Genomic DNA, 20,085 nt, shown 5'->3' with positions numbered 1-20,085 from the left:
TGGGGTGTTGCTCCTGTCACATGCCTCTCGTCAGACGCGGAAGAGGTCCAGGAAGGTGGACCAGAACCCCTTCTTCGCCTGCGGCCGGGCCGGCGAGGCCGGCTGAGCCTCCGTCACCGCGGGACCGGCCGCCGCGGGCACCTGGGCCCGGGGCAGCGGCTCGGCGAACCGGGTGGCCGGAAGGGGGCTGAAGCTCACCGGCAGCGCCACCAGGGCCCGGTGGAACGGGCCCGGGCGCCACTGCAGCTTCTCCGGGTCCTCGGCGAGCGTCAGGTCGTGGAGGGTGTTGAGGATCTTCTCCACCGCCGTCAGGGCGATCAGCTGGGCGGGCGACTTCGCCGGGCAGGCGTGCGGTCCGGCACCCCAGGCGAGATGGGCGCCCTTGCTCAGCGTCTCGCGCTCGGCGGTCAGCGCCGGGTCGCTGTTGGCGGCCGCGAAGCTGATGACCAGCGGGGTGCCGGCCGCCACCTCCACACCGTCGAGGTCCACGTCCTGGAGCGGGAAGTGCGTGGCGTAGTTGGCGATCGGAGGGTTGTTCCACAGCACGTCGTCCATGGCCTCCTCGATCAGCATGCCCGACCGGCGGCCCGAGGAGTCCTCGGACAGCAGCAGGAGCAGCGTGTTGCCGATGAGGTTGCGCTCGGGCTCCACACCGGCGCCCATGAGCATGACGAGCTGGTCCTTCAGTTCCTCGTCGTTGAGGCCCGCGGGGTGCGCGATCAGCCAGGACGTGATGTCCTCGCCCGCCGTGCGCCGCTTGAGGGCGATCAGCTCCATCAGGCAGGCGGTGAGCTCCTCGTTGGCCCGCAGGGCGTCCTCGCCGTCGAAGATGGCGGCCATCGAGGTGGTCAGCCGGTCACCGATGTCGGCGGGGCAGCCGAAGAGCTTGTTGAACAGCAGCAGCGGCAGCAGCTTGGCGTAGTCGTTCAGCAGGTCGGCACGGCCGCGCTCGCTGAACTGGCTGATCAGGTAGTCGGCTATCTGCTCCACGTCACGGGCCAGCCGGCTGACGTTGAGCCGGTCGAGGCTCTCGGTGACCGCCTTGCGCAGCCGCAGGTGCACCGTGCCGTCGGTGAACAGGCAGTTGGGCCGGTAGGCCATCATCGGCAGGACCGGGTTGTCCAGCGCGATGCGGCCCTCGTTGAGCGCGGCCCAGCGGCGGGAGTCGCGGGCGAAGAGCGTGGGGTTCTGCAGGACGCGGCGCGCGGTGTCGTGCTCGGTCACCAAGGTGGCGTCGACACCGGGGGACAGCTCGACCGGCGCGGCGGGCCCGAAGTCGCGCAACTGGTCGTAGATCCGCCCGGGGTCGGCCGCGAAGTCGTGGCCGTGCATCGGGCATCTGGAAGGGGCGCCGGGGACGGGGGTGGCGTGCTGAGATTCCATGGGGGTTCCTTGAGGGGGCCGGAGCCTTCCCGCCCTGGTAGGCGGTGAAGGGGTCCGGCGGTCAGGCGGCGTGGGTGAGCAGGTGCTGGACGAGGGAGATCAACGCCTGTGCCGAGGAGGCCTCGTCACGGGCGTCGCAGTACACGACGGGGGTGTGCGGGAAGAGGTCGAGCGCCTCCCGGATCTCGTCCTCCTGGTAGCGGTGCTCGGTGTCGAAGTTGTTGACGGCGATGGCGTACTCCAGGCCGTACTTCTCGACGAGGTCGATGACGGGGAACGACTCGGCGAGCCGGGCGGGGTCGACCAGCAGCAGTGCCCCGAGCGCGCCCCGGGACATGTCCTCCCACAGCTGCATGAAGCGCTGCTGACCGGGGGTGCCGAAGAGGTAGAGCACCAGCTCCTCGCTGAGCGTCAGGCGGCCGAAGTCCAGCGCGACCGTGGTGGTCCGCTTGTCCGGCGCGCCCGCCAGGTCGTCCACGTGCAGCGACGCCTGCGTCATCTTCTCTTCGGTGCGCAGCGGGGTGATCTCCGAGAGCGTGCCGATCAACGTCGTCTTGCCCACGGCGAAGTGACCCACCACGAGGATCTTCGCGGCGGTGGTCACCCCCTCCGACACATATGCGCTGTCAGGCAAAGCGCCTTTGGAGTCCATGCAACACCTCTTCGAGGATTCTCTTGTCGACGGCCTGGGCGGGGGGCGGGGCTTCACGGCGCAGCAGATGCCCATGCTCGGTTAAATCGGTCAGCAGCAGCCGTGCGACGCCCACCGGGAGCTCCAGATGAGCGGCCACCTCGGCCACCGACAGATAACCCCCGGAGCACAGCTCCCAGATGGCACGCACCTCGGGCCCGGCCCCGAGGGGCAGCTCCCGGTCGGGGGCGATGGTGACCAGGGTGAGCAGGGACAGCTGGTCCGCGGCCGGGAGTTGACGGCCGCCGGTGATGACGTAGGAGCGGACGAAGTCGCTCGCGACCGGTTCTTCCTTGCCGGACGACGTCATGCTTCGGCACCGGCGTTCTGGCGGGGCGGCGTCGTCATCGCCTTGCCCAGTGCGCCGACCTGTTGCTGCATACGGAAACTCATGGCCTCCATGTCCACGTCCGGGGCCGCCGACGCGGCGAGGTACGCGCCGTCGCCCGCGGCGATCAGGAAGATCCAGCCGTGCTCGTACTCCAGCAGCGTCTGCCGCCACGGACTCGCACCGCCGCCGGTGAACGGGGCGACGGCCCGGGACAGCGACTGCATCGAACTCATCGCCGCCGCGTTGGTCTCCGCGTCGTCACGGCCGATCTCGCTGGACTTCTCCAGCAGCAGACCGTCGGCCGAGACAAGGATCGCGTGCCGGGCGCCGCGCACCTGGAGTACGTCGTTCAGCACCCACGACAGATCGGGGTTCATTGGTCCTGGAGTCCTTCCGTGTTCGTCATGTCCCGACCGGACAGGGTGCCGCGTTGGAACGCCCCGATGCGCGAGGCCCTGGTACCGCTGGCCGGCTCCGGTTCCGGCGCGGGGGTGCCGCCGGATCCGGACGCCGCCGGGGCGGCGGGCTGCGGCAGCACCGTCACCCGCTGGCGGCGGCGCTTGGGCAGGCCGCCCGCCGTGGTGCCGGTGGCGGGCATGGGGACGGGAGCGCTCACGGGTGCCAGGCGCTTGGGGGGCGCCGGCTCGGCGGCGTCGTGGGTGTGGACGGCCTCGGGCTGCGGTGCAGGGACTTCGTTGCTCAGGAGGTCCTCCGGCAGAAGGATTACCGCCCGCACGCCGCCGTACGGGGAGACGGAGTCGACGGAGACCTCGAACCCGTAGCGGGCCGCGAGCATGCCCGCGACGGCGAAGCCGAACTTCGGGGGGTTGCCCAGCGTGGTGATCCCCACCGGAGCGGACGGAGACAGCAGGAGCGCGGCGCGGTCCTTCTCCTCCTGGCTCATGCCGAGGCCGGCGTCGTCGACGATCACGCAGACGCCCTTGGGGACGGCGCGGATGTTGATCTCGACCGGAGTGTCGGGCGCGCTGTAGTTGGTGGCATTGGCCAGCAACTCGGCGAGCACGACGGCCACCGGTTCGACGGCCCGGCTGGCGACCGTGAAGTGCACCTGCGCGTGGATCTGCACGCGGTCGAACCGCCGGATGCGGCCCTGCGCGCTGCGCGCCACGTCGTACACCGAGGCGATGGCCTCGCGGCGGCCGAGCCAGCCGCCGCAGAGCACGGCGATCCCCTGGGCACGGCGGCCGAACTGGCTGTTGGCGTGGTCGATCGCCATCAGGTCGGCGAGGATCTGGGGGTCGTCGCCGTACTTCTTCTGCACCCGGTCGATGACGACCTGCTGCTCGTCGGCGAGCACCTGCAGTGTGCGCATCGCCGACTTCAGAACGGTCTTGGTGTCCTCCTCCGCGTCCTTGCGCACTTCCGCCACCTCGACGGAGTGCTGTTCCCGCAGTTCGGCATGGGCCGCGCGGATGTGGTCCCGCTCCTGCTGCAGCGCGTTGCGCTCACCCTGCAGCCGGGCGTTGTTGCCGCGCAGGATCATGTTGGTCCTGCGGGCGCGCAGGATGATCAAGACGGCGGCGCACAATACAACTGTCGCGATCCACAGGAGTGGATCATCCCAAATCGATGTCATGAGGCTCTCTTCAAGTCGCATCACGACGGAAGCGACGATCGGGGCCGCGGCGTCGGGCCAAGGGCGAACACCGCGACAGGGTGTGTGCCGTCGAGCCGAGCCAAGAGCCGCTCCTCCGCGATGGGGCCCTGGAGACTGTCCCCCGCGCGCATGACGCGCCATCAGCCTTCTGGAAACCCGATCACCCTAGCAGCAGTGGATCACCAAATAGCCACACGGTTGGGGCACTTGCAGATCTTCACATGGTCACCGCAACCTGCCAGGTCAGCGGCCCGTCCGGGGTACGCGGGAGTGGTGTTCCCGGTTGTCCCGCCATGCCCGGATCGAGGCCCTGCGGGCAGGCCGGTCCGGGGGGGCGGAGGAGGCCGGAGGAACACCGGACGGGCCCGGCCGCCGCCGGGGTCGTCGAGGTACCGGCCGGCCCGGCCGGAATCCGCCTCCGGCCCGCGGCATCGCCACGTCCGCGGTCCGCCCGCGCCGCCGTTGCGCCCGCACTCGCCGGGCCCGGCCCCGGGGGATCACTCCGGTTGCGAGCCCCGACCACGGCGAGAGCATGTTTACAGGGCCCGCCAGGCGCGATGGAGGACGAGCGATGGCCGCCGAGGAGAAGGCACAGGACCGGTTCCGCAGGTTCGTCCGGACGGTTCTGGCCCATCGGCACGGGGGCGCCGGCGCCGGGCACGACCCCGCACGCGCGCGGGAGGTCTACCAGAGCTCCACGATGGGGGCGCTGATCGACGGCGTCTACGACGGTGACGTTCCGGTCGCGGAACTGCTCCGGCACGGCGACTTCGGCCTGGGCACCTTCAACCACCTCGACGGCGAGATGCTCGTCCTCGACGGGGTCTGCTACCACCTGCGCGCGGGCGGATCCGTGGAGGTCGCCGGAGGCGGCGAACTCTCGCCGTTCGCGGCCCTGACCTGGTTCGGGGCCGACATCACCGAGGACGTGGCCTCGCCCCTGCCCCGCGCCGAGGTCACCGCGCTCGTGGACCGCACCGCCCGCAGCCCCAACCTGATCTACGCGATCCGGATCACCGGCCTCTTCGGTGAGGTCCGCACCCGTACCGTGCGCCGGCAGGAACCGCCGTACCCCTCGCTCACCGAGGCCGCCGAAGGACAGGCGGAGACCACCTTCACCGGCCTGCGCGGGACCCTCGCGGGTTATCGCACCCCCGCCTACGAGCAGGGCATCTCGGTCGCCGGCTACCACCTGCACTTCCTCGACGACGGCCGCACCCGCGGCGGCCACTGCCTGGACTTCCGGCTCGACCAGGGGACGATCGCCCTCGCCGAGCGCTCGGAGTTGCACCTCAGCCTGCCGACGACGCCGCAGTTCCTCTCGTCCGACCTGAGCCCCTCCGGACTGTCCGACCAGATCCGGCAGGCCGAGGGCGGCTGACCGCCGGCGGTCCGGGCACTGCCGCGGCAGCCGCCTCCACGTTCTCCCACCGAGTCCACGGCGAAAGGGGTCTCCCATGACCGCATCGGAAGTACGCGCCGCCCAGCGCGCGGTCGAGGTGCTCTCGGCGTACGGCGTCAGCCATGTCTTCGGCGTTCCCGGCGCCAAGATCGACGCGATCTACGACGCGCTGGTCGACGGCGGTCCCCAACTGGTGGTGTGCCGCCACGAGCAGAACGCGGCCTTCATGGCCGCGGCGGTCGGCCGGCTGACCGGGGTGCCGGGGGCGATCGTGGTGACCTCCGGCCCGGGCACGTCCAACAGCGCCACCGGACTGCTCACCGCCACCACCGAACAGGACCCGCTGGTCGCCCTGTGCGGCGCGGTGCCCCGCGCCGACCGGCTCAAGCGCAGCCACCAGTCCATGGACGCCACCGCCGCCCTGAAGCCCTTCACCAAGTACACCGGCGAGGTGGACGACGCGGACAACACGGCGGAGGCCGTCGCCAACGCCCTGCGCGCCGCCGTGACCGAGCCCCGCGGGGCCGCGGCCGTGGTGCTGCCGGCCGACGTGCTCGCCACGCCCACCGCCGCCCGCATCACCGAGGCGGTGCCGGTACCGGCCCAGGGTTCCGCGCCGGCCTCCGCCGTCGAGCGGGCGGCACGCCTGATCCGCGACGCCGAGCGCCCCGTCCTCCTCGTCGGGCTGCGCGGGGCGGGACCCGAGGCGTGCGCGGCGCTGCGCGAGCTGATCGCCGACACCGACCTGCCGGTGGTGGAGACGTTCCAGGCGGCCGGCGTGGTCTCGCGGGAACTGGAGGACCACTACCTCGGGCGCGTGGGGCTCTTCCGCAACCAGCCCGGCGACATCGGGATCGCCCATGCCGACGTGCTGGTGACCGTCGGCTTCGACGCCGTGGAGTACGACCCCAAACTGTGGAACACCGATCCGTCGCGCACCCTGGTGCACATCGACTGCCTCCCCGCGAACGTGGACAACCACTACCTCCCCGCCGTGGAACTGCGCGGCGACGTGGCGGCCACCCTCCGGGAGCTGGCAGGGCAGCTGCCCGGACTGCGGCTCGGCGAAGAGGTGCTCGGCGAACTGGCCGAGCTGCGGCGGACTTCGGCCGGCATCGACGAGTCGGCACGCATGGCCGGCCACAACGGGAGCGGCCTGAATCCGGTGTCGGTGCTGCTCACGCTCCGCGACATGGTGGACGACGACGCCACCATCACCTGCGACGTCGGCTCCCACTACATCTACATGGCCCGTCACTTCCGCGCCTACGAACCGCGGCACCTGCTGTTCTCCAACGGTCAGCAGACGCTCGGCGTGGCCCTGCCGTGGGCGATGGCGACCTGCATGGTGCGTCCCGGCAAGCAGGTCGTGTCCGTCTCGGGTGACGGCGGCTTCCTGTTCAGCGCCCAGGAACTGGAGACCGCCACGCGGCTCGGCCTGCACTTCACCCATGTCATCCTGCGCGACAACAGCTACGACATGGTGGGTTTCCAGGAGGAGCTGAAATACGGCCGGACCTCCGGTGTACGCCTCGGCGACTACGACATCTCCCACTACGCCGCCGCTTTCGGCGCGCACGGCTACCGGGTCCACACCGACGAGCAGTTCACCAAGGTGCTCGGAGAGTCGCTGTCGCGCGAGGCCCGTGTCCAGCCGGGCGTCACGGTCATCGACGTCCCGGTCGACTACAGCCGCAACACCGAGCTGTTCGCCCAGCTCCACGAAGGGGTCCTGGAGTAGGGCCCGTTGTCACGCGGAGACGTTGGCGGTGAGCCGCCGCAGGACCCGTTTCGTGTCGTCGGACTCGGTCGGCGTGAGGCCCATGGCGTTCCCGATGGAGGAGGGGACGGTCGTGGCCCGCTCGCGCAGTGCGACGCCCGCCTCGGTGAGGCTCACCTGCACGGTGCGTTCGTCGTCGGGCCGGCGTTCGCGGCGGACGAGCCCCGCCGCCTCCAGTCGCTTGACCAGGGGAGTGAGCGTGCCGTAGTCGAGGTGCAGCGCCGTGCCGATGTCGCCGACGGGGGTCGGACCGCGCTCCCAGAGCACCAGGAGGGCCAGGTACTGCGGGTAGGTGAGGCCCAGTTCGTCCAGCAGGGGCCGGTAGCGGTTGGTGACGGCACGGGACGCGGCGTACAGGGCGAAGCAGAGCTGGTCGTCCAGCAGCATCGAGAAGTCCTGCGTGCGGTCGGCCGCGGAAGCGCCGGCTCGGTCCATGGCGCGCCCCTTCTCTCGTTCGCGCGTGTTCCGTGGACCCTACCCCACCGGGGGCGCGATTTCAACGCCAGCGATTAGCTTGTGCACGATGTAATCGTGGGATAGGTTTCCTTCCGTCAGCCGGCCGCAAGGGTCCGGTGACCGCTCTCGAAGGAGTCGGCCATGTCCGAATACGTGCCCACCGCCCCTGTCCTGGAGCCCGCCGCGGCGGAGTTCGCGGCGGCGACCGCGAAGCCGCCGTTCCTGTTCGACCTGGCCCCGGCCGAGGGCCGCAAGGCCGTCGACGAGGTCCAGTCCGGCGACATCGCCAAGCCGGACGTGGACGAGGAGTGGATCACCGTCGAGGGCGGCCCGACCGGCAGCGTCCGCGCACGGATCGTCCGCCCCGCCGGCGCCACCGGCGTCCTGCCCGTGGTCCTCTACATCCACGGCGCCGGCTGGGTCTTCGGCAACGCGCACACCCATGACCGACTGGTCCGTGAACTGGCCACCGGAGCCAGCGCCGCCGTGGTCTTCCCCGAGTACGACCTGTCGCCCGAGGCGCGCTACCCGGTGGCGATCGAGCAGAACTACGCCGTCGCCCGCTGGATCGTCGCCGAGGGCGCCGCCAAGAACCTCGACGCCGCCCGTATCGCGGTTGCCGGCGACTCCGTCGGCGGCAACATGACCGCCGCGCTGACCTTGATGGCCAAGGAGCGCGGCGACGTGCCCCTGGTGCAGCAGGTGCTGTTCTACCCGGTCACCGACGCGAACTTCGAGACCGGTTCCTACCGTCAGTTCGCCGAGGGCTACTTCCTGCGCCGTGACGGCATGCGGTGGTTCTGGGACCAGTACACCACCGACCCCGCCCAGCGCGCCGAGATCACCGCCTCCCCGCTGCGTGCCACGGTCGAGCAGCTCGCCGGTCTGCCCCCGGCCCTTGTCGTCACCGGCGAGGCCGACGTCCTGCGCGACGAGGGCGAGGCCTACGCCGCCAAGCTCCGCGAGGCCGGCGTCCCCGTCACCGCCGTCCGCTACCAGGGCATCATCCACGACTTCGTGATGCTCGACGCCCTGCGCGGAACCCGCGCCGCCCAGGCCGCCATCGCCCAGGCGGTCACCGTCCTGCGCGAGGCTCTGGGTACCGTCTGAGCGACGGGGTCCCTCTCCGGTCCTCAGGCCACACCTGCGAAAGGCGATCCATGACCAGCGAACCGTACTGCGACATCCCGGTGCCGGTCTCCGTGGACTGGACGGCGGCCCCCGGGGAGCCCGTCGCGGAGTGCACCCTGTGCCGGGAGCCGACCGAGTACAAGGCGCGGATCCCGGGCACCCCGCTCTGCCCGCGCTGCGAGTGGCAGGAGGCCCAGCGCACCGCCTGCTCCGGCTGAACCCGGACCCGCCGCCGCGCGACGGGGACCGGTCAGCCGGTGGGGGTCCGGCGCAGCGGCGCCAGCGCGTCGCTCCAGGCGACGACCTGGTCCAGGACGACGCCCAGCTCCCCGGCACGGCGCGGGCCCGGCTCGAACCGGCTCATGTCGACGAAGTCGCGGAACAGCGACAGCGCCACCTGCGCGCGCACCGTGGCCACCTGCACCTCGGCCATCACCACCCGCAGGTGCTCCACCGCGCGCGTCCCGCCGGCACTGCCGTAACTCACGAATCCCGCCGCCTTGTTGTTCCACTCCGCGTACAGGAAGTCGATGGCGTTCTTCAGCGCGCCGGGGATCGAGTGGTTGTACTCGGCGGTCACGAAGACGAACCCGTCGAACGACGCGATCTTCTCCGCCCACGCGAGCGTGTGCGGCCGGGTGTAGTGGCCCATCGACGGCGGCGCCTGCTCGTCCAGCAGCGGCAGCCCGTAGTCGTCGACGTCCACCAGCTCGTACTCCGCGTCGTCCCGCCCTGCGGCGTTGTCGTACACCCACTCCGCCACGGCCGCCCCGTTGCGGCCGGGCCGCGTGCTGCCGAGAATGACGGCGATCCTGGTCATGGCGCTGCTCCTGGGCGGTCGGCCGGCCGGGGCCCGGCGGGAGGGCGTGCCTGAGCCACGTTCCATGCCGGCCCGTCCGGCAACCGGGCCCGGGTGCCGCTTCGCCCGATCGCCGGGCGGCCGCTGCGCCGGACGGGTGAGCACGGGGCGGTTCGGACGCGGCGCTATGGTGGCCCCGGACGATGCCGGTGCGACGCGGGGGACTGGACGGCTTGCGATCAGGTGGGAAGCGTGGAGCGGTCATGGCCGCCGTGCTCGGTGTCGTCGTGGTGCTGTTCCTCGGTGCGTGCGGGACCCGGGTGGCCGGCCGGGACGGGGGCGTGACCGACCCGTCGACGGCCGGCGGGCCGATCCCGTGGACCACTGCGGCCCCGATCTCGGTCACCGGTGCCCGGCTGGGCGACGACCACCGCACGCTCGCCCTCGACGCCCAGGTGCCGCACGGCCCGCACCCGTGCGTCCGCGGGCTCAGGGCCGTGGTCACCGACACCGTGCCGCAGCACACGTGGGTGCAGATCACCTACTCCTCGCCCTCCGGCGACCGGCGTTCGGGGTGCACGGGCGTGACGACGGCCACCGCCCGGGTCCGGCTGCCCGAGCCACTGGGCGCCCGGGACCTGATCGTCGACAACTCCACGGTCTTCACCGCCGACGGCGCCCACCCGCCCGCGCTGCGGCTGTGCGGGCCACTGGGCTGCCGTCCGCCCGCCACGGGCTGCACCGCCGCCTCCTACGAGCAGGCGCTGATGGCCGTAGACGCCCCCGAGCACACCTACCGCGAAGCGGAGGTCTGCGACGGGAAGTGGCTCGTGCTGGACTTCTCCTGGCGCACCGGACCCGTCTGCGGCGACGGAGAGGCCCCCGAGTGCTCCTCCCGGCTGGGCGACCGCTGGTTCTTCCGGGCGGAGCCCGCCGGCTGGGTGCCGATCGTCCACGGGACGCACGGCGGATGCCAGGACGTGCGGCGCGAGGAACCCGCCTTCCCCGTCTCGATGTGCGTGCACCTGGCGCCGTTCCGAGGAGCGCGGTAGCCGGCGCCCCCGGCGGCCCCTGCCGACGTGCCGTCAGTGGCTCGGCGGCCCCGCCGGTTGCTGGTCCAGTGCCTCGGCCCGGCGCCGCAGGTCGGCGGCGATGTCGTCCCACTCGGGCCCGTGGAGGTAGAGGCTGTCGGCCGCCTCGCGCAACAGCGCCGGGTCGTCGGGACGCTGGAGCAGGGCGAGCCGGTAGGCGAGGTTGCGGATCCACACCGGAAGCAGTCCGTCGACCACGTGCGGGCTGAGGTCGCGCAGCATCGCGACGATCGAGTCGGCGTCGGCGAAGGTCAGTTCCTCGACGAAGTGCTGCTCCTGGTGGTTGAGCACGCAATCGCGCGTGGGCCGGTACTCGTCTCCGTACAGGCACCGGGCGTGCTCGGTCAGGGTCGTGTGCATGACGCGCAGCTTAAGGGAACTTGATCAATCCGTGGAGCGGTTCGCGACGGCAGTCGCGCAGGTCGTGCCGGGGATGGTAGCCTCCGCGGCCGCTGTGGATCATCCTCCCGACACGCCGGGCCGTGGTCACGCGGCGGGGGCTGCGGGCATGCGCGGGGATACTGCGGCCATGCGCGTCGACTTCGATCCCGGGGCCATGAGCAGTGGCGCCTTCTACCGGTTCATGACCTCCGTGGTCGTCCCCCGGCCGATCGCGTGGATCTCCACCGTCACACCGGACGGACTGATCGCGAACCTCGCGCCGCACTCGTTCTTCAGCATCGCGAGCACCGATCCGCCGATCGTGCAGTTCACCTCGATCGGCCGCAAGGACTCGCTGCGCAACGTCGAGGACACCGGCGAGTTCGTGGTCAACTTCGCCTCCGAGGAGCTGCTGCGCCTCATCAATGCCACGGCCACCGACTTCCCGCGCACCGTCAGCGAGTTCGACTACGCGGACATCGAGCGCGAGCCCAGCCTGCGGGTGCGCCCACCGAGGGTGGCCGGCTCACCGATCGCCCTGGAGTGCCGCTCGCACACCACCGTGCGGATGGGCAACTCCACCCTGGTCTTCGGACGCGTGCTCCACGCCGTCGCCGACGAGGACGTCCTCGCCGACGGCCGCCCCAGCGCCCCGCTGCTGCGCCCGCTCACCAAGCTCGGCGCCGACGAGTGGGGCACCCTCGGCGAGATCCTGCACCTCAACCGCATCCCTTACGAGGAGCCCCGCCCCGCGGCGGCGTCGGGACCGGCCGCGGGCGTCTGAGCGGGCATGTCGGGCTGGAAACCGTTGTGCGGATCCACCGCAGTGTGGTGACGAGTTCCTCGCCGAAGTCCTCGCACAGGGCGAGCAACGCGCGACCGGTGGACGAATCGAGCAGCCCCGCGGACTCGGGAGAACCCGGAGGCCATCGAGGCGAGCCGACTCGACCGCGGAGTCGCGTGACGCGAAACAGCCCTCGTGCGCGCGGTCCCCCAGGCCGGCGAGGTACCGGCGGTGGGCTTCCTCCGAGGGGTGGGAGAAGAACGGGTTCTCGACGAGGCCGTCGAGGCGGCCCGCCAGTTCGGCCGAGCTTTCGACCACGCGCTCCGCCGCCTCGGCGCCGGACGTGTCCAGGAACCGTCGACGGTCTGCAGGCTGTTGACGGTCTCCGACTGGACGAGCCGGACGGCGTCCGGCTCGACTTCTGAGGTGAAGAGCGGCGCCGCGGACAGCTCGGCGAACGCTCGCCGGTAGGCCCGGTCCTGCCGCTGACCGGCAGGCGCCGCCACCCGTCGGAACAGCGACTCCGATGCGGCCCTGGTCGGTGCCCCATTCCGGGTCCAGTTCGAAGGCGAGCAGTGGCGCCCGCCACCGCCACAGGCCCAGGACGGCGGTGCGGCGCCGGTGGACGGGGTTCGGGGCCGGTATCGCTCGACGGTCACCACGGCTCAGGACGTCCTGTGGGCGGGGTCACGGTCGTGGGGCCGCGCCGTCGGCGGGGGCGGGTGGCCGTGGACGGCGGTGAGGCGTTGCAGGGCGTCGTCGATGCGGTCGAGAGCGGCGTGGGCCGGTACGGGGCCGTGCGGGGCCGGCGCCGGCAGGGCGCGGCGGGGCGGGCCAGGGCGGCGGCCGAGGGCGCGCCGGACGGCGACGGCATTGGCGGTCAGGGCCTCGGCACGGACGGCGAGGCCCGGCTCGGGCGGGACGGGGAGCAGGGCCAGGGCGCCGACGGGCTCGGCGCAGGCGCGGAGCGCGTCGAGGGCGTCGGCGGGGTGAGGGGCCGCGCGGCGCAGAAGCCGGGAGAGCGTGCGGTGGGCCCGGAAGGGAGCGGCGATCTCGTCGAGACGCAGGAGGCTGTCGTCGAACCGGGCACGTGCGGCGCCGAGTTGCGCGGCGTCATGACCGCGGAACGCGGACAGCAGGTCGGTGAGGGCGGCCAGCGCGTCGGCGGTGCGGCGCCGGGCCACGTCGCCCGAGCGGACGGGAAGGACGAACCAGGAGGCGGCGACACCGGCGAGTGCGCCGAGGACGACGGCCTCCAGCCGGATGACCAGGACGTCGGCGCCGGTCTGGCCGTAGTAGCCGTACAGCAGCGAGAGCGCGGCGGTGACGGCCCCCGCCCAGTACGCGTAACTGAGGCCGCGCAGCCATGAGGCCACCGCCAGCACCGCGAGGACGACCGCGATCGAGGAGGGGTCGCCCGGGGCGAACGCCCCCGCGAGCGAGGTCGCCACCGCGACACCCGCTGCCGCGCCGACGATCCGCAGGACGCTCTTGTGCACGACGTCGCCGCGGCCCCGGTTGCCGCTGCACACGATGAACGCGGTCAGCACGGTCCAGCTCCAGTGGTCCGGGAACACGAGCCGGCCCACGAGGAACGCGGTGCCCAGCGCCAGGGCCATCTGGCAGGCCATGCGGTCGCTGACGGCCGGACCGGTGGCCGTACGGGGCCGCGGGGCGGGCGTGGCCGGGGGAGCGGCGGACCCGACGATCCCGGCCCGGGCGGCGGCGAGTTGGCACACGGCCACACTCAGGAACGCGATCAGCGCCGCGACGGCCGCCCACAGGAACCGCGCGCCGCCGGAGCCGGGCGCCACCGGTGTGACGAGGACGGCGACGAAGGGCAGGGTCGCGAGCGTCCCGGCCGCGGTGGCGACGGGGCCGAAGCGCCGGACCCAGATCGCCGCGCCGACACCGAGGGCGAACACGGTGCTGCCGATCGCCGGAAGCCGGAACAGCAGCCACCCCACCCCCGACGTCGCCACCGCCACCACAGGCAGCACTGCGAGCCCGAGCAGCCGGCGGCGCAGCGCGGCCCCCCGCTGGACACGGGCCAGCGTCAGGGTGAGCGCGACCGTGAGCACCACGATGCCGTCGTCGAGCCCGAACCCCCTGAGCCGGAGGGCGGCGCCGAACGCGAGCAGCAGGGCGGCGGAGGTGACCGCGGCGTCGGGTATCCCGCGAAAAATACTGCGCATTCGCGTACTGCTTTCAGGTCAGAGCACAGCAACGGGCGCAAGAGTAGCAAGTGATAGCGTAGTGATATGACGGAGGAGACGGTAGGACCCGGGCGCAAAGAGGAGCCGCAGCCCCTTCTGGGGGCGGCGTCGGAGATCCGCCGTGGCGCGTCCCGGCTCGCCCGCAGGCTCCGGGCAGAACGTTCCCCCGGAGCGCTCAGCGCCAACAAGGTGGGCGTGCTCGGCCACCTCTACCGCCACGGCCCCGCCACCCCGGGCGAGGTGGCCACGGCCGACCGGCAGCAACCGCAGTCCCTGACGCGGGTGTTCGCCGAGCTCGAACGTGACGGCCTGATCTCCCGCGCCGCCGGCGAACGCGACCGCCGCCAGACCCTCCTCGCCCTGACGCCGGCCGGCCACGCCGCCCTCCTGGCGGACGTGGCCGAACGCGACGCCTGGCTCGCGTCCGCGCTCGCCGGACTGAGCGAGACCGAACGCGAGGTGCTGCGCCTGGCCGGACGCCTGATGGACCGCCTCTGCGACCCGTGAGCCGTGGGGTCGGGCCGGTTACGCGCCCTCCTCGTCCCACAGGTCGGTGCTGTGCGCGCCGGTCAGCGCCCGGACGCGGGCGAGCACATCCCCGGCGGGGCGCGGCGCGAGCCGCCTGCCGTCGCGCAGCCGCAGCGCCACACGACCGTCGAGGGCCTCCTCGGCACCGATGACGGCCTGGTACGGGACCAGGCGGGCCTGCCTCACCCGTGCGCCCAGGCTGCCGCGCTCCGGCCCGGCGACCTCGGCGCGCAGCCCCAGGTCGAGGCAGCGCTCGGCGAGCGCCTCGGCGACGGGCAGTTCGTCCGCGGAGACCGGGAGGACCGCGATCTGGGTCGGCGCCAGCCAGGCGGGGAACGCGCCGCCGTGCTGTTCGACGAGATGGGCGACGGCCCGCTCCACGCTGCCGATGACGCTGCGGTGGACCATGACCGGGCGGTGCCTCGCGCCGTCCGCGCCGATGTACCGCAGGTCGAAGCGCTCAGGCTGATGGAAGTCGACCTGGACGGTGGACAGGGTCGACTCGCGGCCGGCGCCGTCGGCGACCTGCACGTCGATCTTCGGCCCGTAGAACGCGGCCTCGCCCTCCACCGCCTCGTACGGCAGACCCGAGCCGTCCAGCACCTCGGTGAGCAGCGCGGTCGACCTGCGCCACAGCTCCGGCGCCGCGACGTACTTGCCGCCGGGTCCGGGGAGGGAGAGCCGGTAGCGGGCGGGGGTGATGCCCAGTGCCCCGTACGCCCGGCGGATCAACTCCAGGGCCCCGCGGGCCTCGTCGGCCACCTGGTCGAGGGTGCAGAAGATGTGTGCGTCGTTGAGCTGGATCGCCCGGACGCGGGTCAGTCCGCCGAGCACGCCCGACATCTCCGAGCGGTACATGCCGCCGAGTTCGGCCATGCGCAGTGGCAGCTCGCGGTAACTGTGCCCGCGGGACCGGTAGATGAGCGCATGGTGCGGACACAGGCTGGGCCGCAGGACGACCTGCTCGCCGCCCATGTCCATGGGCGGGAACATGTCGTCGCTGTAGTGGGACCAGTGCCCGGAGATCTCGTACAGCTCGCGCTTGCCGAGGACGGGGGAGTGGACGTGCCGGTAGCCGGCACGCCGCTCGGCCTCGTGGACGTAACCCTCCAGGGCGTGGCGTACGGTCGCGCCGTCGGGCAGCCAGTAGGGCAGGCCGGCGCCGATCAGCGGGTCGGTGTCGAACAGGCCGAGTTCGCGGCCGAGTGTGCGGTGGTCGTGCACGGCGGTCTCCTCGCGGGGTGGCGGGGCGAGCGACCGCGGGTACGCAGAAGCCCCGGGGCACTCGCCCCGGGGCTTCTGACTGAAGGCATCGATCAGCGCGCCGGGACACTTTCCGGCGTCGTCGTCATGGCAGCGCGCTTCATGCGGACGACGGTAACAGGGGTGGGTCGTGGATGCCGGGTATTTTCCGGCCGGCCGGCCGGCCGGCCGGGCGTGACGGGGCGGGGTGGCGAGGCGGCCCTGTGATCGCTCTCTCCCATGTTCAGGCATCCAACCGCCGCGGGGGGAGGGCCCGTTCCACGCCGCCGCCGTCCTGGTGCAGATCGCCGCCTCGGCCGCCCCGACCTCGCCGCGGGCGGGCGTGCTGCGGTCGCCGTCCGGTCATTCCGGCATGTCGTCGCGGCGACGTGGCGTCGTTCTGGGGATCGACGCCGCTTCGGTGCACCTCGGTTGCCGTGTCGACCCCGCCCTCATCGCCGGTCCAGGGCGATCCGCGCACGGCCGGTTCTGCTACGGTGACCGGCGTGTTCCTCTCCCGTGCGTAGAACGTCGCGCCAGCCGTGCCCCGTGGTGCCGGTCGTCCGATGTCCCCGCACGCTCACAGCGCGCGCTCGCGCGCTGCCCATTCGAGGAACCTTCTGTGCATTCGTCCTCTCGCACACCGTCGTATTCCGCCGTGCTGCGGACCCCCCATGCCTTCCGGACGTTCGGCGCGGCTCTGCTGGGCCGGCTCTCCTACGGGATGGTCTCCCTGGCGCTGATGCTCGCGGTCAAGGGATCCACCGGGTCGTACGGGACCGCCGGCGCCGTCATGGCCCTGTTCGGTCTGACCAGCGTCTTTCTCTCCCCTGTCCGGGCCGCTCTGGTCGACCGGCACGGGCCGCGCCGGGCACTGACCCCGATGGCCTGCGCGTACGCGCTGCTCCTGGTCGTGCTGGCCGCTGCCACCTGGAGGCCCGGCGCTCCCGGGCTGCTCCTGGCTCTGACAGCCGTCGTCGCCGGCAGTTGCACGCCGCCGCTGGGCCCCGTGATGCGCACCGTGTGGGGCACGCTGATGCCGGACCACCAGCTGCGGCAACGGGCGTTCAGTCTGGACGCCGTGGCGGAGGAACTGCTGTTCGTCACCGGGCCCCTGCTGGTGGGCCTGCTGGTGGCACTCGCCACGCCCGCGGTCGCCGTCGCGGTGAGCGCCGCCCTGGTCCTCACCGGCACGTTCGCGTTCGTCTCGTCCCCCGCGATCCCGGCCGCGGCCGGCCACGGGACCGGCAGCGGGGCGGCCGAGGAGGCGGGGGAGAGCCCCGCGGCGGGACCGGCCCCGCGGTGGAAGCCCGGACCCGAGCTGGGGCAGGCGATCGCGCTCACGGCCGGTGCGGGCGTGTGCCTGGGAGCCCTGGATCTGCTGGTCGTGGCCGTCACCGAACGGCAGCACCAACCCGGAGCGGTCGCCTGGATCCTGGCCGCGCTCTCCGCGGGCAGCGCGGTCGGCGGCCTGGCCTACGGAGCGCGGTCCTGGCGCAGCCCCGCCCGGAAGCGGTTGCCGATCCTCATCGTGGGCATGGCAATCCCTCTCGCCGCGGCCGGGATCTCCCCTGATCCGTGGAGTCTCGCGGCCGTGGTGACACTCGCGGGCCTGTTCGTCGCACCCGCCCTGAGCACCGCCTACCTGATCGCCGACGAGTCCGCCGCTGCCGGAACGCGCAACCGGGCCGGCGCCTGGGTGAACACGGCGATCAACGCCGGATCCGCGAGCGGGACAGCCGCGGTCGGCCTCGTCATCGGCAGGCTTCCCCTTGCACTCTGCTTCGCGCTCGCCGTGACTCCCGCCCTGGCCTCCGCGATCACGGTCTGGAACCGGGTGCGCCACCCGGCGCCGCCCGCCCGCACCGCCCCGGAGCCGCTCCGGACCCCCACGTCCGCCCCCGAGTGACGCCGCCGCGGGCCGGGGGGAGGCCGTGTCAGGCCGAAGCAGCCGGTCGGGGCGTGTCGCGCCGTGCGGGCTCGGCCACAGCGGGGCCGCCAGCGGTAAGAGGCGTGTTCACCCGTGCCGCGGTTGCAGCGCATCGGGAGCCGGTGGCTGCCGGGCCGCAGTTCGGGCAGGTCGATGACGGCATCGTCGAGGAAGCGGTACCCCCTGGCGTGAAGTGGTGGCGGCGGAGGAACCGTGAGCGGCCTGGAGCGAGATGATCCGCGGGAACTCGGCCCGAGTCCGCACCGACCGGATCCGGCCCACCGCGGCTACTCGTGGATCCGGGCCGCTGACAACGGGAGGGCCACGGGCCGGCAGGTGACCGGTTCGAGCTGTCCTCGAGCGGCGAGGTGGCGCTCACCCGGGCCGCCCACGCGTCGAGCCAGTCGTACAAGGTGCCGTGCGCCCAACTGCCCCCCGTCGTCCGCCCACTCGCCACGGCCGACAACACGGGCGAGGGCGCGCCTGGTTCAGGGCACGGCGACGCCCGGGGCCGGCTCGTGACGAAACGGGACCAGCCCGGGGCGGGCGGAGGATCAGACGAGCGGCTGGCCGCCGTCGACGGGCAGCGAGACGCCCGTCATGAAGGTGTTGGTCATCGCGAAGACCGCCGCCTGGGCGACGTCCTCCGTGGTGCCGATCCGCCCGGCGGGATTGGCGGCGGACAGCCGGGCGAAGAAGTCGCTCTTCTTCCGGTCGCCCAGCGCGTCCCACGCCCCGGTGTCGATGGTGCCGGGGGAGATGGCGTTGACGCGGATCGGGGCGAGTTCGACCGCCAGGGAGCGGGTGATGGTGTTGACCGCTCCGTTCGTCGCGGCGACGCCGACGAAGTCGGGATCGGGTTCGAGGGCGGCGACACCGGAGAGCAGGACGAACGAGCCGTCCGCGGGCATCCGGGGTGCGAAGTGCTTGGCCAGCATGATCGGGCCGACGACCTTGGTGTGGAAGGACAGCACGATCGCCTCGGGGCTCAGCTCGCCGACCAGGCCCCTGGCGCGTGCGGAGGCCGCGGACACGATGTGGTCGACGGCGCCGAGGTCCTCGGCCAGGGCCGCGATCGACGCCTCGTCGGTGAGGTCGACGTGCCGCACCGTCACGCCGGTGTCGCGGTACGCCTCCTCGAGGCCGGTCACGGTACGTCCGGCGGCCACGACGCGTCCGCCCTCGGCGAGCGCCGCGTCGGCGATCGCCCGGGCGATCCCGCTGCCGCGGCCGACCACGAGCACCGACCGGTCCTTGAGGGATGTGGGCATGGGGATCTCCTTCGACGGTGCCGCCCGCGGACGGCGCGGGCGGACGGAACGGACCGGGGAACGACGGGAAGCACGAGGAATGACGGGGACGACGGGGAACGCGCCGCGGCCGGCCGGCGCGCCGCCCCCGGGGTCAGGTGCCGCGGACCTCGGCGGCGTCCAGGCCGCGGTCGACCCCGTGGGGGACGACCTGCTGGCCGGGTTCGAGGGCGAGCCGTTTGCCGTCGAGCAGTACCTCGACCTGGTCCGGTTCGAACGAGACGAGGCCCCTGACCCGTCCGACCTGCGCGTAGGCGTCGCGGTACGACCACGCGGCCTTCCGCGAGCCGTCGATGTCGTAGTAGTCGGCGAGGCCCTTGTAGGGGCAGAACGTCTGTCCCTCGACGGGGGTCAGCGCCGTCTCGTCGACGTCCGCGCGCGGCACGTACCAGCGGGGCGCGAACCCGGATTCGTACACCACCACCGGACGCTCCGAGCGGGCCACGACGCGGCCCTCGGAGCGCACCTCCAGGGTGCGCGAGGTGTCGCGGATGTCGATGCGGTGGTAGGCGTCGGCGGCGTGCCCGAGGATGCGCTCGTCCTCCTCGTAGAAGCCGTCCATCGCCCGCCAGGCGAAGGCGACGTGTCCCCGCAGCTCGCTCGCGTGCTCCGGGAGCGCGGTCAGTTCCCAGGCGGCGCGCTCGGTCTGCCGGTCGCCGGCCCGCACCGTGAACCAGGAGGTCTCGCCGAGGTCCTGGTGCCGGGTGGTGCGGTCGGTGGCGAGCAGCACCCCGTCCCGGACGTCGGCCCGCGGGAAGTAGGCCACCGGATAGCGCCCGGGCTCGTGGAGCAGGACCACGTCCTCGCTGTCGGCGATCCACTCGTTCGCGTACCGGACCCTCATGCGGCGGCGCAGCCGTTCGGCGAACAGCATCCGCTCGGGCAGGGGGTCCGGGACCAGGAAGCGTCCGTGCCTGGTGGTGGAGAGCGGTCCTTGCTGCCATGACAGTCCCATGGCGGTCCCTCTTCCGTATTCGATGTCTAATGCCTACCTCGACCGTAATTCCATTAG

Annotated in this window: 20 protein-coding genes; 8 read left to right on the top strand and 12 right to left on the bottom strand. The window is 72.6% G+C overall.

Translation table 11 applies throughout. From position 1 onward, the window contains the following. Positions 1-30: 30 nt before the first annotated feature. The 5 genes from PV364_RS10100 to PV364_RS10080 form a co-directional block, all read right to left on the bottom strand. The gene (locus PV364_RS10100) at positions 31-1,383 is read right to left on the bottom strand and encodes a cytochrome P450 (protein ID WP_319659447.1); all 1,353 of its coding nucleotides are present in this window, start codon (positions 1,381-1,383) and stop codon (positions 31-33) included. Between the two features lie 61 nt (positions 1,384-1,444). Then, positions 1,445-2,035, bottom strand: a complete 591-nt coding sequence (locus PV364_RS10095; protein ID WP_319659446.1) for a GTP-binding protein — start codon at positions 2,033-2,035, stop codon at positions 1,445-1,447. Continuing rightward, positions 2,010-2,384: a DUF742 domain-containing protein gene (locus tag PV364_RS10090; protein ID WP_319659445.1), complete on the bottom strand. Its 375-nt coding sequence runs from the start codon at positions 2,382-2,384 to the stop codon at positions 2,010-2,012. Before PV364_RS10090 ends, PV364_RS10095 begins: the two co-directional genes overlap by 26 nt. Beyond that, a complete protein-coding gene (locus PV364_RS10085; protein ID WP_319659444.1) occupies positions 2,381-2,782 on the bottom strand; it encodes a roadblock/LC7 domain-containing protein in 402 nt (133 codons plus the stop codon). The genes PV364_RS10090 and PV364_RS10085 overlap by 4 nt, the downstream gene beginning before the upstream one ends. Next, on the bottom strand, positions 2,779-4,002 hold the full coding sequence (locus PV364_RS10080) for an ATP-binding protein (RefSeq protein WP_319659443.1): 1,224 nt from the start codon (positions 4,000-4,002) through the stop codon (positions 2,779-2,781). The genes PV364_RS10085 and PV364_RS10080 overlap by 4 nt, the downstream gene beginning before the upstream one ends. A gap of 592 nt (positions 4,003-4,594) precedes the next feature. Between PV364_RS10080 and budA the strand changes: the two genes are divergently transcribed. Together budA and alsS are read left to right on the top strand one after the other, a co-directional pair. Further along, entirely contained in the window at positions 4,595-5,404 is an 810-nt protein-coding gene (gene budA / locus PV364_RS10075) for an acetolactate decarboxylase (protein WP_319659442.1), read from the top strand. Positions 5,405-5,480: 76 nt separating this feature from the next. Next, complete coding sequence (alsS, locus tag PV364_RS10070; RefSeq protein WP_319659441.1) at positions 5,481-7,166, top strand: acetolactate synthase AlsS; 1,686 nt, start codon at positions 5,481-5,483, stop codon at positions 7,164-7,166. Positions 7,167-7,175: 9 nt separating this feature from the next. On the opposite strand, the gene PV364_RS10065 is transcribed toward alsS, so the two are convergent. Next, positions 7,176-7,640 (bottom strand): MarR family winged helix-turn-helix transcriptional regulator, encoded by a 465-nt coding sequence (locus tag PV364_RS10065; RefSeq protein WP_319659440.1) that lies wholly within the window; start codon positions 7,638-7,640, stop codon positions 7,176-7,178. A gap of 162 nt (positions 7,641-7,802) precedes the next feature. On the opposite strand from PV364_RS10065, the gene PV364_RS10060 reads away from it, so the two are divergent. Further along, a complete protein-coding gene (locus PV364_RS10060; protein WP_319659439.1) occupies positions 7,803-8,771 on the top strand; it encodes an alpha/beta hydrolase in 969 nt (322 codons plus the stop codon). Between the two features lie 50 nt (positions 8,772-8,821). Beyond that, entirely contained in the window at positions 8,822-9,010 is a 189-nt protein-coding gene (locus PV364_RS10055; RefSeq protein WP_319659438.1) for a hypothetical protein, read from the top strand. 32 nt (positions 9,011-9,042) lie between these two features. Here the strand turns inward: PV364_RS10055 and PV364_RS10050 are convergent, their stop codons facing one another. Next, complete coding sequence (locus PV364_RS10050) at positions 9,043-9,612, bottom strand: NAD(P)H-dependent oxidoreductase (protein WP_319659437.1); 570 nt, start codon at positions 9,610-9,612, stop codon at positions 9,043-9,045. 242 nt (positions 9,613-9,854) lie between these two features. Between PV364_RS10050 and PV364_RS10045 the strand changes: the two genes are divergently transcribed. Beyond that, entirely contained in the window at positions 9,855-10,643 is a 789-nt protein-coding gene (locus PV364_RS10045; RefSeq protein ID WP_319659436.1) for a hypothetical protein, read from the top strand. 33 nt (positions 10,644-10,676) lie between these two features. On the opposite strand, the gene PV364_RS10040 is transcribed toward PV364_RS10045, so the two are convergent. Next, the gene (locus PV364_RS10040; RefSeq protein ID WP_319659435.1) at positions 10,677-11,042 is read right to left on the bottom strand and encodes a hypothetical protein; all 366 of its coding nucleotides are present in this window, start codon (positions 11,040-11,042) and stop codon (positions 10,677-10,679) included. 169 nt (positions 11,043-11,211) lie between these two features. Here PV364_RS10040 and PV364_RS10035 point away from each other — a divergent pair, with 169 nt between their 5' ends. After that, complete coding sequence (locus tag PV364_RS10035) at positions 11,212-11,847, top strand: flavin reductase family protein (protein WP_319659434.1); 636 nt, start codon at positions 11,212-11,214, stop codon at positions 11,845-11,847. A gap of 665 nt (positions 11,848-12,512) precedes the next feature. On the opposite strand, the gene PV364_RS10030 is transcribed toward PV364_RS10035, so the two are convergent. Next, complete coding sequence (locus PV364_RS10030) at positions 12,513-14,042, bottom strand: FUSC family protein (protein WP_319659433.1); 1,530 nt, start codon at positions 14,040-14,042, stop codon at positions 12,513-12,515. A gap of 66 nt (positions 14,043-14,108) precedes the next feature. Here PV364_RS10030 and PV364_RS10025 point away from each other — a divergent pair, with 66 nt between their 5' ends. Beyond that, positions 14,109-14,570 carry a MarR family winged helix-turn-helix transcriptional regulator gene (locus PV364_RS10025; protein ID WP_319659432.1) on the top strand — a complete coding sequence of 154 codons (462 nt, stop codon included), beginning with the start codon at positions 14,109-14,111 and terminating at the stop codon, positions 14,568-14,570. 18 nt (positions 14,571-14,588) lie between these two features. Here PV364_RS10025 and thrS read toward each other — a convergent pair whose 3' ends face one another. Then, complete coding sequence (gene thrS / locus PV364_RS10020) at positions 14,589-15,908, bottom strand: threonine--tRNA ligase (RefSeq protein ID WP_401976995.1); 1,320 nt, start codon at positions 15,906-15,908, stop codon at positions 14,589-14,591. 583 nt (positions 15,909-16,491) lie between these two features. Between thrS and PV364_RS10015 the strand changes: the two genes are divergently transcribed. Continuing rightward, positions 16,492-17,742, top strand: a complete 1,251-nt coding sequence (locus PV364_RS10015; RefSeq protein ID WP_319659431.1) for an MFS transporter — start codon at positions 16,492-16,494, stop codon at positions 17,740-17,742. A 575-nt stretch (positions 17,743-18,317) separates the two neighbouring features. Here the strand turns inward: PV364_RS10015 and PV364_RS10010 are convergent. Continuing rightward, on the bottom strand, positions 18,318-19,034 hold the full coding sequence (locus tag PV364_RS10010; RefSeq protein ID WP_319659430.1) for an SDR family oxidoreductase: 717 nt from the start codon (positions 19,032-19,034) through the stop codon (positions 18,318-18,320). A gap of 133 nt (positions 19,035-19,167) precedes the next feature. Continuing rightward, positions 19,168-20,028: a DUF427 domain-containing protein gene (locus PV364_RS10005; protein ID WP_319659429.1), complete on the bottom strand. Its 861-nt coding sequence runs from the start codon at positions 20,026-20,028 to the stop codon at positions 19,168-19,170. Positions 20,029-20,085: the final 57 nt, after the last annotated feature.

The sequence above is a fragment of the Streptomyces sp. MI02-7b genome, from assembly GCF_033793585.1.
In the GTDB taxonomy this organism is placed as follows: domain Bacteria; phylum Actinomycetota; class Actinomycetes; order Streptomycetales; family Streptomycetaceae; genus Actinacidiphila.
This window is presented reverse-complemented; position numbering and strand designations above follow the sequence as displayed.